Origin of the sequence: Mycobacterium sp. E1747 (assembly GCF_001667775.1) — a bacterium.
Lineage (GTDB): Bacteria > Actinomycetota > Actinomycetes > Mycobacteriales > Mycobacteriaceae > Mycobacterium.
In genome coordinates this window covers 21,018-35,333 of the sequence record NZ_LZJI01000047.1, presented here as the reverse complement: position 1 = coordinate 35,333, position 14,316 = coordinate 21,018, and the positions used below count along the sequence as shown (strand labels likewise).

Sequence of the window (14,316 nt, the reverse complement as noted above, 5' to 3'; positions counted from 1 at the left end):
GCAGGGCAGCCTAACGGGCTCCGGGTTCGCAGTCCTCGCCGCCGGTCTGACCAGCGGCGAACACGTCGACGTACCGGCGCCGCTCGGCGGCGTCCCGGTCGGCCGGGCCAAGCTCGAACACATCGTTGATGCCCGCTTTCGCGGCGGCCAGCGCGTCTCGCGGCCCCTCGAGGAAGCGCCGGGCCCATCCCGCGGCGGCGTCGTAGACATCGTCGGGGGCCACGATCTCGTCGATCAAGCCCAGCGTCAGCGCCTCCTCGGCGTCGAAGAACCGGCCGCTGAACACCAGCTCCTTGGCCCTGCTCGCCCCGGCCGCCCGGGTCAGGCGGGCCATGCCGTCGCCGCCGGGAATCAGGCCGGCCAGGATCTCGGTGGCGCCGAACTTGACGTTGTCGCCGCTGACGCGCCAGTCGGCGGCCAACGCCAGCGTGAGTCCGGCGCCCAGCGCGTAGCCGGTGATGGCGGCCACGGTCGGCTTGGGGATGCTCGCCACGGCGTCGATGGCCTGCTGGCGCGCCCGGGCCGCGGTCTCGGCCTCCGGCGCGCTCAGTGTCCGCAGCTCGGGCATGTCGTCGCCGGCCGAGAAGATCTCGTGGCCACCGAACAGGATGACCGCGGCCACGTCGTCACGCTCTCCCAGCTCGCCGGCCGCGGCCACGATCTCCCGGTAGACCTGGCGCGTCATCGCGTTCGTCGGCGGCCGCGACAGCAGCAGCATGGCCAGACCGGCGTCCTGCGAGCCGTCGCTGACCACGGTGCTGACGAACTCGCTCAATGCCGCCATCCCATCCCGCCCGCTTCGCGTGCCTGGTGGTAGCGGTCGGAGTCGAAGAATTCGAACACCCAGTTGTCGCCCTGGATCTCCACGTGCGGCTGCACGGGCACGATCTGGCGCTCGACGGCCAGTACTTCGGCGACCGTGTGCCCGGCCAGCGAATCCAGCTGGGTCCACGTCGGCGGCAGCAGGAAGCAGCGCCCGGCGGAGAAGTCGTCGATGGCGGCCCGCGGCGTCATCCAGCCGGCGTGGTCGGATTCGGTGTTCTCACCGTCGGCCCGTTGCCCCGCCGGCAGGGCGCCGACGAAGAAATAGGTGTCATAGCGGCGGGTGCGCTCCGCTTCGGGGGTGACCCAGTTGGCCCACGGCCGCAGCAGGTCCGAGCGCAGCTCCAGGTTTTCGCGGCGCAGGAAATCCGCGAACGACAAAGTGCCGTCGGCCAGCGCGCGGCGGGCGCCGGCGTACACCGAGGCGTCGCCCACGATACTGTTCGGTGCCCTAAGGCCCTGGCCGGCCGGCCCCGCGAACAGCACCCCCGATTCCTCGAATGTCTCCCGGGCCGCGGCGCACACCAGCGCCTCGGCCAGGTCGGGCTCGATGCCGAAGCGCTCCGCCCACCATTGCGGCGGCGGGCCGGCCCAGGCCCCGATCCCACCCAAGTCGGCGTTGCGGTCGCGCTCGTCCACGCCGCCGCCGGGGAACACCATCGTGCCCGCGGCGAACTCCATCTTGGCGTGCCGGCGCATCAGGAAGACGGCGATACCGTCCGGGTCGTCGCGGATCAGCATCACGGTCGCCGCCGGCCTCGGGACGAGCGGGGCCCCTTCGGTGGGTGACGTCATAGCTGCCTCCGGTGGGCCGCACGGGTGCGGACGCGGCGGGCGAAATAGCGGCCGTCGGCGACGTCGAGCGCGATCGACTGGCCGAAGGCGGTGGACAGGTTCTCCGCGGTGAGCACGTCGGTCAGCAAGCCGGCGGCGACGACCTTGCCCTCCGACAGCAGCATGCAGTGGCTGAAGCCGGGCGGGATCTCCTCCACGTGGTGGGTGACCAGCACCAGCGCCGGGGCGTCGGGATCGGCCGCCAGGTCGGCCAGCCGCGCCACCAGCTCCTCGCGGCCGCCCAAGTCCAGCCCCGCGGCGGGTTCGTCGAGCAACAGCAGCTCGGGATCGGTCATCAGCGCGCGGGCGATCAACACCCGCTTGCGCTCGCCCTCTGACAGCGTTCCGTAGCTGCGGTCCGCGAGGTGCTCGGCGCCCAGACTCTCCAGCATGTCGACGGCCCGGCGGTAGTCGACGTCCTCGTAGCGTTCGCGCCAGCGGCCCAGCACCGCGTAACCGGCCGAGACGACCAGGTCGCGCACCAGCTCGTCGGTGGGCACCCGCTGCGCCAGGGCCGACGAGCTGAGGCCGATGCGGGAGCGCAGCTCCGAGACGTCCACCCGGCCCAGCTGCTCGCCGAGCACGAAGGCGACGCCCGACGACGGGTGCTCGGCCGCCGCCGCGATCCGCAGCAGCGACGTCTTGCCGGCCCCGTTCGGGCCGACGATGACCCAGCGCTCGTCGAGCTCGACCGCCCAATCCAACGGCCCGACGAGGGTGTGACCGCCGCGGCGCAGCGAGACACTCCTGAAATCGATCAGCAGATCGGGGTTTTCGGGCACCCGCTCATCGTGCCGTATCCCTCGCGCGGGAACGCAGAAGCCCCCCGCCCATCTTGGGTGGCGCGCGCGGCCCATGTGTACCCACGGCGTCGACCGTGACGTCAGGGCGGCCCCCGTTCGTGTCGCCGCCCTGCGCGCACGCTGAATGCCGCGCCTGCACCCGCGGGCCCGCCGCGGGTGCGATCGCTACGCCTCGGGCGGGATCTCCACCCGGCGGACCTCGCCGGTCACCGCGTCGGCGGCCTCGATCTCGCCGCGGGTCACGCCCAGCAGGAACAGCACCGTGTCCAGGTAGGGGTGGCTCAGCGAGGCGTCGGCCACCTCGCGCAGCGCCGGCTTGGCGTTGAACGCCACGCCCAGCCCCGCCGCGGCCAGCATGTCGATGTCGTTGGCGCCATCACCCACGGCCACGGTCTGCGCCATGGGCACCCCGGCCCGCTCCGCGAAGTCCCGCAACGCGGTGGCCTTGCCGGCGCGGTCGACGATCGGTCCGACGACCCGCCCGGTGAGTTTGCCGTCGACGATCTCCAGATCATTGGCGGCGACGTAGTCCAGCATCAGCTCCTCGGCCAACGGCTCGATGATCCCCCGAAAGCCACCGGAAACCACACCGCAGTGAAAACCCAAGCGCCGCAACGTCCGCAGCGTGGTCCGGGCGCCGGGCATGAGCTCGAGCTGCTCGGCCACCTCGTCGATCACACTGGCGGGCAGGCCGGCCAGCGTTGCCACTCGCGCTTCGAGCGACTGCGCGAAGTCCAGCTCGCCACGCATGGCCGCCTCGGTGATGGCGGCGACCTTGCCCTCGGCGCCCGCGCGGGCAGCCAGCATCTCGATGACCTCGCCCTGCACCAGCGTCGAGTCCACGTCGAACACGATCAACCGTTTGGCCCGCCGTTCCAGGGTGTAGTCCTCGACCGCCACGTCCACCCGCTCCTCGGCCGACACCTGGTTCAGCGCCGTCCGCAGCGCGGCATCCGATCCGGACGGCACCGAAACCCGCAACTCGAGGCCGGTCACCGGATAGTCGGAGACCCCGCGGATGAGATCGATGTTGACCCCCAGGGCCGCCACCGCGCGGGCCACCGCCCCGAACGCGCCGGCGGTGATGGGCCGCCCGAGCACGAAGATGGTGTGCGTCGATGGGTCCCGGATGATCGGCACGTCGTCGCTGCGCTCGATGCTGACGTCGAGGCCCACCCTGCGGATGGCCGATTCGACGTCACGGCGCAGGTCGGGGCCGTCGGCGACGTCGGCGGGACAGCACACCAGCACGCCCAGGGTCAGGCGGTGCCGAACCACCACCTGTTCGACATTGAGCAGCTCGACCCCGTGCCGGGAGAGCGCCTCGAACAGGGCCGACGTGACGCCCGGTTGGTCCACTCCGGTGACGGTGATCAGCACCGACACCTTCGGCGGTGAATTCACCTGCGGCTACCGCCGCTACTGTTCAGGAGTCGAGCGATCGGCTTCGGTCCGCGGACCGAATCCCTTCGGGGATTCCAGCGCCGTGGCGTGGCGTCCCACATGCGCCTCGGCGCGCAGCCGCTCCACCATGTGCGGGTAGTGCAGCTCGAAAGCCGGGCGCTCCGAACGGATTCGGGGCAGCTCGGTGAAGTTGTGCCGCGGCGGCGGGCAGCTGGTGGCCCACTCCAGGGAGTTGCCGTAACCCCACGGGTCGTCGACGGTCACGACCTCGCCGTACCGCCAGCTCTTGAAGACGTTCCAGACGAACGGGAACATCGAGACACCCAGGATGAAGGCGCCGATCGTGGACACGATGTTGAGCCCCTGAAAGCCGTCGCTGGCCAGGTAGTCGGCGTAACGGCGCGGCATGCCCATGTCACCTAGCCAGTGCTGCACCAGGAACGTGGTGTGGAAGCCGATGAAGGTCAGCCAGAAGTGCAGCTTGCCCAGCCGCTCGTCGAGCAACCGGCCGGTCATCTTCGGGAACCAGAAGTAGACGCCCGCGTAGGTGGCGAACACGATCGTGCCGAACAGCACGTAGTGGAAGTGAGCCACCACGAAGTAGGTGTCGGTGACGTGGAAGTCCAGCGGCGGGCTGGCCAGCATGACCCCGGTCAGGCCGCCCAGCAGGAACGTCACCAGGAAGCCCACCGAGAAGAGCATCGGGGTCTCGAAGGTGAGCTGCCCCTTCCACATCGTGCCGATCCAGTTGAAGAATTTGATCCCCGTCGGCACCGCGATCAAGTACGTCATGAACGAGAAGAACGGCAGCAGAACGGCTCCGGTGGCGAACATGTGGTGGGCCCACACCGCGACCGACAACGCGGCGATCGACAGCGTCGCGTACACCAGGGTGGTGTAACCGAAGACCGGCTTACGGGCGAACACCGGGATGATCTCGGTGACGATCCCGAAGAACGGCAGCGCGATGATGTACACCTCGGGATGCCCGAAGAACCAGAACAGGTGCTGCCACAACAGGACCCCGCCGTTGGCGGCGTCGTACACGTGAGCCCCTAGATGCCGGTCGGCGGCCAGCCCGAACAGCGCGGCCGTCAGGATCGGGAACGCGATCAGAATCAGGATCGACGTCACCAGGATGTTCCAGGTGAAGATCGGCATCCGGAACATCGTCATGCCGGGCGCGCGCATGCACACCACGGTGGTAATCATGTTGACGGCACCGAGGATGGTGCCCAGACCGGCGACGATCAGGCCGGTGATCCACAGGTCTCCCCCGGCGCCGGGCGAGTGGACGGCGTCGGAGAGCGGCGTGTAGGCGGTCCAGCCGAAGTCCGCAGCCCCGCCCGGGACGATGAACCCGGCCGCGGCGGTCAGCCCGCCGAAGAGGAAGAGCCAGTAGGAGAAGGCGTTCAGCCGCGGGAAGGCCACGTCCGGCGCGCCGATCTGCAGCGGCAGCACCAGGTTGGCGAATCCGAAGACGACAGGCGTCGCGTAGAGCAGCAGCATGATCGTGCCGTGCATGGTGAACAGCTGGTTGTACTGCTCATTGGACAGGAACTGCAGTCCCGGCGCGGCCAGCTCGGTGCGCATCAACAGGGCCATCAGTCCGCCGATGAAGAAGAAGACGAAGCAGGTGACCGTGTACATGATGCCGATCATCTTGTGATCGGTGGTCGTGATCAGTTTGTAGACGAGGTTCCCTTTGGGACCGGTCCGGTCCGGGTACGGGCGAACGGCCTCGAGTTCTCCCAAGGGGGGCGCTTCGGCTGTCAACAGCTTCTCCAAACAGTTAGGACAGGGGCCCAAAAACAGAGCTGACACGAATCTTAACCGCCGATCATGCCGACGTCAGGGCTGGTCCTACAAACTGTCGTAAACGGCTCGGCGGGGCGGCGTGTCGTTTCGGCGTGCCGGCTGCGGACCCCCCGGGTGTTAGCGTCTGACGCGTGCTTTTCGGCATGACCAGAACCGCTGTCCTGCCCGCGCTGGCCGCGGCGGTCGCCATCACGTGCAGCGGCTGCGGATCCGGCAAGCCCGGCACCTTGGCGACGACCCCGGCCCTGGTCACCCCCACCACGCAGATCGCGGGCGCCGGGGTGCTCGGCAACGACCGCCGACCGGACGACTCGTGCGCGCGGGACGCCGCGGCGGCCGATCCGGGGCCGAAGACGCGGCAGGCCCACAACGCGGCCGGCGTCACGCCGAACGTGGTGGATGTTCCGGCGGAGCCGCAACGCATCGTGGTGCTGTCCGGAGACCAGCTCGACGCCCTGTGCGCGCTCGGCCTGCAGTCGCGGGTGGTGGCCGCGGCCCTGCCGGACGGATCCTCGAGCCAGCCCGCCTACCTGGGCAATGCCGTGCAGGGGATCCCCGGCGTCGGCACCCGCAGCAACCCGGACCTCGCCGGGATCGCGACGAAACATCCCGACCTGATCCTGGGATCGCAGGGTTTGACGCCGACGTTGTATCCCCGGCTCGCCGCGATCGCGCCGACGGTGTTCACCGCGGCGCCCGGCGCGGCGTGGCAGGACAACCTGCGCGGTGTGGGCAACGCGACGTCGCGCGGCGGGGCGGCCGACGCGCTGCTCAACGGCTTTTCGCAGCGGGCGAGCGACGTCGGCGCCAGGCATGACGCCTCCCATTTCCAGGCGTCCATCGTGCAGCTGACCACCGACAAGATCCGCATCTACGGCACGAACAACTTCCCGGCCAGCGTCCTCGGCGCGGTCGGGGTGGACCGGCCGGCCGCTCAACGGTTCACCGACAAGCCGTACATCGAGATCGGCGCCACCGACGACGAGCTGGCCAAGAATCCGGATTTGTCCGCCGCCGACGCCGACGTCGTCTACCTGTCGTGTGCGTCCCGGGCAGCCACCCAGCGCGCTGCCACCGTGCTGGACAGCAAGCCTTGGCGCACGCTGTCCGCCAACCACGACAACCGCGTCTACGTCGTCAACGACGAGTTGTGGCAGACCGGCGAGGGACTGGTCGCCGCGCGCGGCATCGTCGACGACCTGCGGCTGGTGAACGCCCCCATCAATTAGCGCGCGGGCGGACGGGTACCCGCGGTCCTAAGGTGATACCAGCGGCCTCCGGTGGCCCAGGACCATTACCTTAGCTAAACTTTTTACATACGCGACCACATTGAAGAGGGATATCAATGAGCACTGTTTCGGCTTACGCCGCAACCTCGGCGACCGAACCATTGACCAAGACCACCATCGAGCGGCGTGACCCCGGCCCCCACGACGTAGTGATCGACATCAAGTTCGCCGGGATCTGCCACTCCGACATCCACACCGTCAAGGCCGAGTGGGGTACGCCGAACTACCCCGTGGTGCCCGGTCACGAGATCGCCGGCGTCGTCTCCGCGGTTGGCTCCGAGGTCAGCAAGCACAAGGTCGGCGACCACGTTGGCGTCGGCTGCATGGTGAACTCCTGCGGCCAGTGCAGCAGTTGCAAGGCTGGGCTCGAGCAGTACTGCAAGCCGGGCGCGACCTTCACCTACAACTCCATCGACAAGGACGGCACATCGACACAGGGTGGCTACAGCCAGGGTGTCGTCGTCGACGAGAACTTCGTCGTGCGCATCCCCGACTCGCTGCCGCTGGACAAGGCGGCGCCGCTGCTGTGCGCGGGCATCACGCTGTTCTCGCCGCTGCGCCACTGGAAGGCCGGCGAAGACACGCGGCTGGCGATCATCGGCCTCGGCGGCCTCGGGCACATGGGCGTCAAGCTGGGTGCGGCGATGGGCGCCGACGTAACGGTGCTGTCGCAGTCGCTGAAGAAGATGGAGGACGGCCTGCGGCTGGGCGCCAAGCACTACTACGCCACCGCCGACCCCGACACCTTCAAGAAGTTGCGCGGCAGCTTCGACCTGATCCTGAACACCGTTTCGGCGAACCTGAAACTGAACGACTACCTCAACTTGCTCGACGTCGACGGCACCCTCGTCGAGTTGGGCATTCCCGAGCACCCGATGGAGGTAGGGGCGTTCCCGTTGGCGTTGGCGCGTCGCAGCCTCTCCGGGTCGAACATCGGCGGGATCGCCGAGACCCAGGAGATGCTGGACTTCTGCGCCGAACACGACGTGACGCCCGAAATCGAGCTGATCGAGCCGGATTACATCAACGAGGCCTACGAGCGCGTCCTGGCGAGTGACGTTCGCTACCGGTTCGTCATCGACATCTCGAAGTTATGAGGCGACCTCTGACGGTTCTTCGGGTGCGCAGTCCCGCGCGATGACTTCGGCCGCCTCCGCATGCTCGTCGTCGGGTACGACCTCACTGACGTCGATGCCGGCCAGCGGCCATCCGGCCGCGGCCAACGTGGCGGCCACCCGGATGACGTTCTCCTTGCTGGCGTCGAACTGCGTCATGTCCGAGATGAACTCGGCGATTTCGTCGCGATCGATCGGGTGACCGATCTCCTCCGGAGACCCTTCCTTTGCGGTGATATGGCGGACCACCTCGCGGATCTGGTCTTCGGTCAGCGGTGTGCTGCGCAGCAATGCCATCAGCGGCACGCGGTCCGGGCCGGGGACACCGTTCGGGTAGCCGACCTGCAGCCACTGGATCACTGAGCGGAAGAAATGGTGGCGGTGATCCTTCTCGGAGGATGCGGTTTTCGTCACCAGAACAGTGTCGGGCAGCGCCAGCACCCGCGCTAGCGAGCCGTCCCCTGATCCCCACTATTCACATGCCATTCATGGCCCGAACATCTGCGCGTCGGGTGCGCCCCTTGCGGTTAATGACCAGGTTTTGTCGTCGCCCCTCCCTACGATCGAGGCGTGCTCACCGCACTCGTCGTCATCCCCCTGGCCTGCGGGCTGTTCGTCGGCGTCGTCGAGCACAGTCTCGGGATGGGGTTCGGGGCGTTCTACCTGATGCTGCTGCTAGAGGTGCTGGTTGCGTGGTCAACCAACCGCCGATGGCCGCGCGGTGGGCGCGCCGTCGCCACCATGCGGGCGATCGACGCGATGGGCGGGGTCGAGTTCGAGGGTTATGTGGCCGCCCGCCTGCGCCGCGCGGGCTGGCGGGTCACGTTCACGCCGCCGGTCGGCGACTACGGAGTCGACCTGATCGCGGAGAAGGACGGCCATTCGGTGGCGGTCCAGTGCAAGCGCTACGGCAAATCGGTGGGTGTCGCGGCCGTCCAGCAGGTCGTCTCCGGCGCCCGCCACCACGGGTGCGCCAGGAGCATCGTGGTGACCAACCAGGAATTCACAAGGGCCGCAAAGCAATTGGCGCATACCCACGGCTGCCAGTTGATGGGCCGCAAAGTGTTGCAGGCCTGGGTGGCGCCGCCCGCTGGGAGCGCCAAGAATCCTGCGGGAAGAAAATCGACCCAGCCGGTGTCTGAATAGGAGATCGGGCCGGCCCCAGTCCCTCCCCCCCGACGTGTGCGGCCGGCCCGATTCTCAACCGATCTGCGGCCAGAAGTACTAGTCCGCCAAGAACAGCACGGTCAGGCGACCAGCGGCGCCTGGCGAAAAGTTGCCGCATGTATGCCCTCCTTCGGCCGGGCCGCGCCCAAAGCGAGTCGACAGTTTAAGACTCAACGTCAGGGTCAATCTCTAGGATCTGCAGGTTTCCTGATGGGAGGTCCTTCGATGAGCAAGCTCATTCGCCGGGTGGCCGGCGTCGCCATGATGGCACTAGCCCCGATGGCGTACGTGACAGCGGTGACTCCGGGGATGAGCTCGGCTCAGCCCCCCGACTGCGGCCCCGGCAACTGGTGGAACCCAGGCGCCAACGCCTGCCAACCATTAGGGACACCACCGCCCGACTGCGGCCCCGGCAACTGGTGGAACCCAGGCGCCAACGCCTGCCAACCATTGGGAACACCACCGCCCGACTGCGGCCCCGGCAACTGGTGGGACCCGGGGGCCAATGTGTGCCGACCCGTCGTGCCACCCCCGCCTCCCTAAGGCGGGAGGCGTCGCGGTACGCCGAGACTGCTGAACTGCGGCTTTAGAAGTCCCAGTCCTCGTCTTCGGTGACCACGGCCTTGCCGATGACGTACGACGAACCGGAGCCGGAGAAGAAGTCGTGGTTCTCGTCGGCGTTGGGTGACAGCGCCGACAGGATCGCCGGGTTGACGTCGGTCTCGTCGCGCGGGAACAGCGCCTCGTAGCCGAGGTTCATCAGGGCCTTGTTGGCGTTGTAGCGCAGGAACTTCTTGACGTCCTCGGTCAGCCCGACCTGGTCGTAGAGGTCCTGGGTGTACTCCACCTCGTTGTCGTAGAGCTCGAAGAGCAGCTCGTAGGTGTAGTCCTTGAGCTCGGCGCGCTTGGCCTCGTCCACCAGCGCCAGCCCACGCTGGTACTTGTAGCCGATGTAGTAGCCGTGCACGGCCTCGTCGCGGATGATCAGCCGGATCATGTCGGCGGTGTTGGTCAGCTTGGCTCGGCTCGACCAGTACATCGGCAGGTAGAAGCCGGAGTAGAACAGGAAGCTTTCCAGCAGCGTCGAGGCCACCTTGCGCTTGAGCGGCTCGTCGCCCTTGTAGTACTGCATGACGATCTCGGCTTTGCGCTGCAGGTTGGGGTTCTCCTCCGACCAGCGGAAGGCGTCGTCGATCTCGGCAGTGGAGCACAGCGTCGAGAAGATGTTGCTGTAGCTGCGGGCGTGCACCGACTCCATGAAGGCGATGTTGGTGTAGACGGCCTCCTCGTGCGGGGTCAGCGCGTCGGGAATGAGGCTGACCGCGCCGACCGTGCCCTGGATGGTGTCCAGCAGCGTCAGCCCGGTGAAGACCCGCATGGTCAGCTGCTTCTCGCCGGCCGTCAGCGTCGCCCACGAGGGCAAGTCGTTGGACACCGGAACCTTCTCCGGCAGCCAGAAGTTTCCGGTCAGCCGGTCCCAGACCTCGGCGTCCTTTTCGTCCTGCAGCCGGTTCCAGTTGATCGCCGAGACGCGGTCAATCAGCTTCATGTTTTCGGTCACCAGAACCCCACTTCACACGCCGTTTTGCCTGAGGGACGTCAGGCCCCAAACACTACCCCTGGGGTACGACAACGCAGCGGAACACAAGAACTTGTGTTTGCGTGTCGCGGACACACCCCGCATCCGGTTGCACTACCCCAGTATTACGCGGTTGGCGCGGGTCTTGAGCCCCCTACCGAAGCATCGGCCTGGATGTACCATTTGGTACATGATTACCGAAGACAGCATCGAGATCGACGCGCCACCGCAGCTGGTGTGGGATGTCTTCAGCGACGTCCAGCGCTGGCCGGAGTGGACCGCTTCGGTGACGTCGCTGGTCGGGCGGGACGGGCCCGCGCTCGCGGTCGGCAGGCGGTTCGCGATCAAGCAGCCCGGCATGGCGAAGCTGGTCTGGATGGTCACCGAGATCGACTCGGGCTCGTCGTGGACATGGGTACAGCGCTCCCCCGGTGCGCTCGTGAGCGCCCGGCACGACGTCATCGCGCTGCCCAGCGGTCGCACCCTGGTACGTCAGCAACTGGATCAGCGCGGTGCGCTCGGCGCGCTGGTCGGCCGGCTGATGGCCAACAAGACCAAGCGGTTCCTCAAACTTGAGGCTCAAGGACTCAAGGCCCGGTCTGAGCAACTCAGCCGTGCCGATGGCGCGCACTGAAGATTCCGAACGGCGCCGGCAGCTGCTCGACGCACTGGTCACCGAGTTCGCGGCGGGCGGCGTCGGCGACCGATCGTTGCGCGACGTGGCTACCGCGGTCGGCACCAGCCACCGAATGCTGTTGCACCACTTCGGTTCTCGCGAGGACATGTTGCTGGCCGTCGTCGAGGAGGTGGAGCGCCGCCAGATGGGGGTCCTGGCCGATCTGCCCCGGACACCGGCCGAGGGATTCGCCGCCATGTGGGCCGACGTCCGCCGACCCGAGCTGCGCCAAGCCGAACGCCTCTTCTTCGAGTGCTACGCGCGCGCGGCCCAAGGCGAAAAGCCGTTCGCGCGAATGGTTCCCGGCGCGGTCGACGGATGGCTCGCGAAAATTGCAGAGCTGGACGCCGATTCGGACCCCGCGCTGGCCCGGCTCGGGCTGGCCGTCATCCGCGGCCTGCTGCTGGATCTGGCCGCCACCAACGACGACGCCGGCGTCGACGCCGCCGCGCAGGCTTTCGCCAACCTGCTGAGCCGCTGAGCTACTTGGCTTCGGCAACACCGAGAACGACAAGTTCTTCGGCGTTGGTGTGCCACTTGTCCAAATCCATGCGGCCTCAGGCCAATGGCACAGCGCCCCAACCGCTTCGGCCGACGCTCAGGCGCTCGGCCGCGGGTCGCAAGATCAGCCGGAGGTGTAAACGATCAGGACGTCGGTCTTTGCCCGGCGGGAGACTTCGGATGGGACAGACCCCAGTAGCCGCCCCGCGACGCTGTTGAGGCCGACGTTGCCGACCACCAGAAGGTCGGCATTGACCTCCTCGGCGAGCTGCACCAGCGCGTTGATCGGCGAACCGACGATGGCCCTCTCCTCCACGTTCTTGGCCCCGGCCTGGTGCGCCCGCTCCCTGGCGTTCTGCAGGATCGCATAGAAGGGGGCCTTGCCCAGGGTCCGGTAGTCCTGACCGTGGTCGCTCCCCGGGGGGATGGCGTAGCGGCCGCGTTCCTCGGGAACGGGGAGGTGCGCCGTCGCGACGATCAATGTCGCGCCGTGATGCGCGGCCGTCGCTGCGGCGCGCTCCACCGCACGGAGCGACGAGTCCGAGCCATCGGTGCCGACCACGACGATCTGATAGGCGCACATGTCCCATCAGTGTAAGAGCTCGACGGCGGCTCACATCGGCGAATGAAAGCAAATCGCGGGGGGCCGGCCCATCGGCTCAGCCCCGCGCGGCCGCCGCCGCGCGCTTGGCGCCTGACCCGCTGCCGAAGAACTCGTACTCCTCGGGCTTGACCGAGCGCGTCTCCCGCCAGTACTCCCAGGTGTAGCCGCCCCACAGCACGGTGTTCTTGCCGTGCTCGTCGAGATACCAGCTGGCGCAGCCACCGCTGTTCCACACCGACGGCCCCAGCCGGCGCTGCAACTCGTCGTTGAAGGCGTCTTGGGCGGCGCGGGTGGGGGCGAGCGCCTGCACGCCCAGCTTGTCGCAGGTCTTGATCGCGCTCGCGACGTAGCGAATCTGGGACTCGATCATGAACACCACCGAGTTGTGGCCCAGGCCGGTGTTCGGTCCCAGCAGGAAGAACAGGTTGGGCATGTCGGCGACGGTGATGCCGCGGTGGGCGGCGATGCCCTCCCGGTTCCAGCGGTCCACCAGGTCCTCACCGTTGTGGCCCTTGATCTGCACATAGGTGTAGGAGTCGGTGACGTGGAATCCGGTGCCGTACACGATCACGTCGACCTCGCGCTCTTTGCCGTCGGCGGTGACGATCCCGGTGGGCGTGATCCGCGCGATGTGATCGGTGATCAGTTCCGTCTTCGGATCCGCGACCGCACGGTAATAGGTGGAGGAGTTCAGGATTCGCTTGCACCCGATGCGGTAGTGCGGGGTCAGCTTGCGGCGCAGTTCGCGGTCTTTGACCGACCGGCGGATGTTGTATTTGACGTAGGCCTCGATGAACTTCAGCGCGTTGGGACGCTTGGTCATGCCGATGGCCAGCGCCTCTTGTCCCCAGTAGATCGCCAGACGCACCAGCGCCCGCAGGCCCGGGACGTTCGCCATGGCCCGGCGCACCGCCACCGGAATCTCGGGGTTGGAGCGCGGCACCACCCACGGCGGAGTGCGCTGGTAGAGCTGAAGCTCGGCGACCTGCCCGACGATCTCCGGCACGATCTGGATCGCGCTGGCGCCGGTACCGATCATCGCCACCCGCTTGCCGGTCAGGTCGACTGTGTGGTCCCATTCCGCGGAATGGAAAGCGGGACCGCGGAATTCGTCGCGACCATCGATGTCGGGCAGGGACGGGATGTGCAGCGCGCCCGCTCCTGAGATCAGGAACTGCCCGACGAATTCGCGGCCGTCCTCGGTGAAGACGTGCCAGCGCTGCTCGTCGTCGTCCCAGTGGGCCCGATCGACGTGCGAGTCGAACTCGATGTAGCGGCGCAGCCCGTATTTCTCGGTGACTCCCTTGAGGTAGTCCCAGATCTCGGGCTGATACGAGAACGGGTTCTTCCAGTCGGGCTTGGGCTCGAAGGAGAACGAATACAGGTGTGACGGGATGTCGCAGGCGCAGCCCGGGTAACTGTTGTCGCGCCAGGTACCGCCGACGTCGTCGAACTTTTCCAGGATGACGAAGTCCACGCCTTGCTGCTGCAGCCGGATCGCCATGCCCAGGCCGGAGAACCCGGTCCCGATGATGATGGCGCGGGTGTGCACGGGCTGGTGTGCGGATGTCGGTTCCGCGTGTGTCACAACGTCGGTCACGGTAGGTCGATCTTCCTGTTAGCTACCTATATACCCGGTACCCAGGGTATCGGATGGCACGAGTGTTGACGATCGCCGGAACGATGTCAACGTGCCAAAAGTCC

Annotated in this window: 14 protein-coding genes; 5 read left to right on the top strand and 9 right to left on the bottom strand. The window is 67.5% G+C overall.

Annotation, left to right across the window (positions count from 1 at the left end):
• Positions 1–10: 10 nt before the first annotated feature.
• The 5 genes from A5695_RS04220 to ctaD form a co-directional block, all read right to left on the bottom strand.
• Positions 11–775 (bottom strand): enoyl-CoA hydratase, encoded by a 765-nt coding sequence (locus tag A5695_RS04220; RefSeq protein WP_156749454.1) that lies wholly within the window; start codon positions 773–775, stop codon positions 11–13.
• Positions 772–1,617: an NUDIX hydrolase gene (locus tag A5695_RS04215; protein WP_068078588.1), complete on the bottom strand. Its 846-nt coding sequence runs from the start codon at positions 1,615–1,617 to the stop codon at positions 772–774. Before A5695_RS04215 ends, A5695_RS04220 begins: the two co-directional genes overlap by 4 nt.
• Positions 1,614–2,456 carry an ABC transporter ATP-binding protein gene (locus A5695_RS04210; protein ID WP_156749456.1) on the bottom strand — a complete coding sequence of 281 codons (843 nt, stop codon included), beginning with the start codon at positions 2,454–2,456 and terminating at the stop codon, positions 1,614–1,616. Before A5695_RS04210 ends, A5695_RS04215 begins: the two co-directional genes overlap by 4 nt.
• Positions 2,457–2,624: 168 nt before the next feature.
• Entirely contained in the window at positions 2,625–3,863 is a 1,239-nt protein-coding gene (serB, locus tag A5695_RS04205; protein WP_068078583.1) for a phosphoserine phosphatase SerB, read from the bottom strand.
• 15 nt (positions 3,864–3,878) lie between these two features.
• Positions 3,879–5,639 carry a cytochrome c oxidase subunit I gene (ctaD, locus tag A5695_RS04200; protein WP_068078742.1) on the bottom strand — a complete coding sequence of 587 codons (1,761 nt, stop codon included), beginning with the start codon at positions 5,637–5,639 and terminating at the stop codon, positions 3,879–3,881.
• A gap of 185 nt (positions 5,640–5,824) precedes the next feature.
• Between ctaD and A5695_RS04195 the strand changes: the two genes are divergently transcribed.
• A complete protein-coding gene (locus tag A5695_RS04195) occupies positions 5,825–6,910 on the top strand; it encodes an iron-siderophore ABC transporter substrate-binding protein (RefSeq protein ID WP_068078580.1) in 1,086 nt (361 codons plus the stop codon).
• Positions 6,911–7,026: 116 nt separating this feature from the next.
• Positions 7,027–8,067 carry an NAD(P)-dependent alcohol dehydrogenase gene (locus tag A5695_RS04190; RefSeq protein WP_068078577.1) on the top strand — a complete coding sequence of 347 codons (1,041 nt, stop codon included), beginning with the start codon at positions 7,027–7,029 and terminating at the stop codon, positions 8,065–8,067.
• Here the strand turns inward: A5695_RS04190 and A5695_RS04185 are convergent.
• Positions 8,062–8,499: a DUF3349 domain-containing protein gene (locus A5695_RS04185; RefSeq protein ID WP_068078740.1), complete on the bottom strand. Its 438-nt coding sequence runs from the start codon at positions 8,497–8,499 to the stop codon at positions 8,062–8,064. The two genes, A5695_RS04190 and A5695_RS04185, sit on opposite strands and share 6 nt — an antisense overlap.
• Before the next feature lie 156 nt (positions 8,500–8,655).
• Here A5695_RS04185 and A5695_RS04180 point away from each other — a divergent pair, with 156 nt between their 5' ends.
• Positions 8,656–9,231, top strand: a complete 576-nt coding sequence (locus A5695_RS04180; protein ID WP_068078574.1) for a restriction endonuclease — start codon at positions 8,656–8,658, stop codon at positions 9,229–9,231.
• Between the two features lie 607 nt (positions 9,232–9,838).
• On the opposite strand, the gene nrdF is transcribed toward A5695_RS04180, so the two are convergent.
• A complete protein-coding gene (gene nrdF, locus A5695_RS04175) occupies positions 9,839–10,813 on the bottom strand; it encodes a class 1b ribonucleoside-diphosphate reductase subunit beta (RefSeq protein ID WP_197498588.1) in 975 nt (324 codons plus the stop codon).
• Between the two features lie 208 nt (positions 10,814–11,021).
• Between nrdF and A5695_RS04170 the strand changes: the two genes are divergently transcribed.
• Both A5695_RS04170 and A5695_RS04165 read left to right on the top strand, forming a co-directional pair.
• On the top strand, positions 11,022–11,465 hold the full coding sequence (locus A5695_RS04170; protein WP_068078571.1) for an SRPBCC family protein: 444 nt from the start codon (positions 11,022–11,024) through the stop codon (positions 11,463–11,465).
• Positions 11,452–11,988, top strand: coding sequence for a TetR/AcrR family transcriptional regulator (locus tag A5695_RS04165; RefSeq protein ID WP_068078568.1), 537 nt, complete (start codon positions 11,452–11,454; stop codon positions 11,986–11,988). The genes A5695_RS04170 and A5695_RS04165 overlap by 14 nt, the downstream gene beginning before the upstream one ends.
• Positions 11,989–12,132: 144 nt before the next feature.
• Here the strand turns inward: A5695_RS04165 and A5695_RS04160 are convergent, their stop codons facing one another.
• Together A5695_RS04160 and A5695_RS04155 are read right to left on the bottom strand one after the other, a co-directional pair.
• Positions 12,133–12,591 carry a universal stress protein gene (locus A5695_RS04160; protein ID WP_068078566.1) on the bottom strand — a complete coding sequence of 153 codons (459 nt, stop codon included), beginning with the start codon at positions 12,589–12,591 and terminating at the stop codon, positions 12,133–12,135.
• 76 nt (positions 12,592–12,667) lie between these two features.
• Positions 12,668–14,212, bottom strand: coding sequence for an NAD(P)/FAD-dependent oxidoreductase (locus A5695_RS04155; protein WP_068078563.1), 1,545 nt, complete (start codon positions 14,210–14,212; stop codon positions 12,668–12,670).
• Between the last annotated feature and the right edge of the window lie 104 nt (positions 14,213–14,316).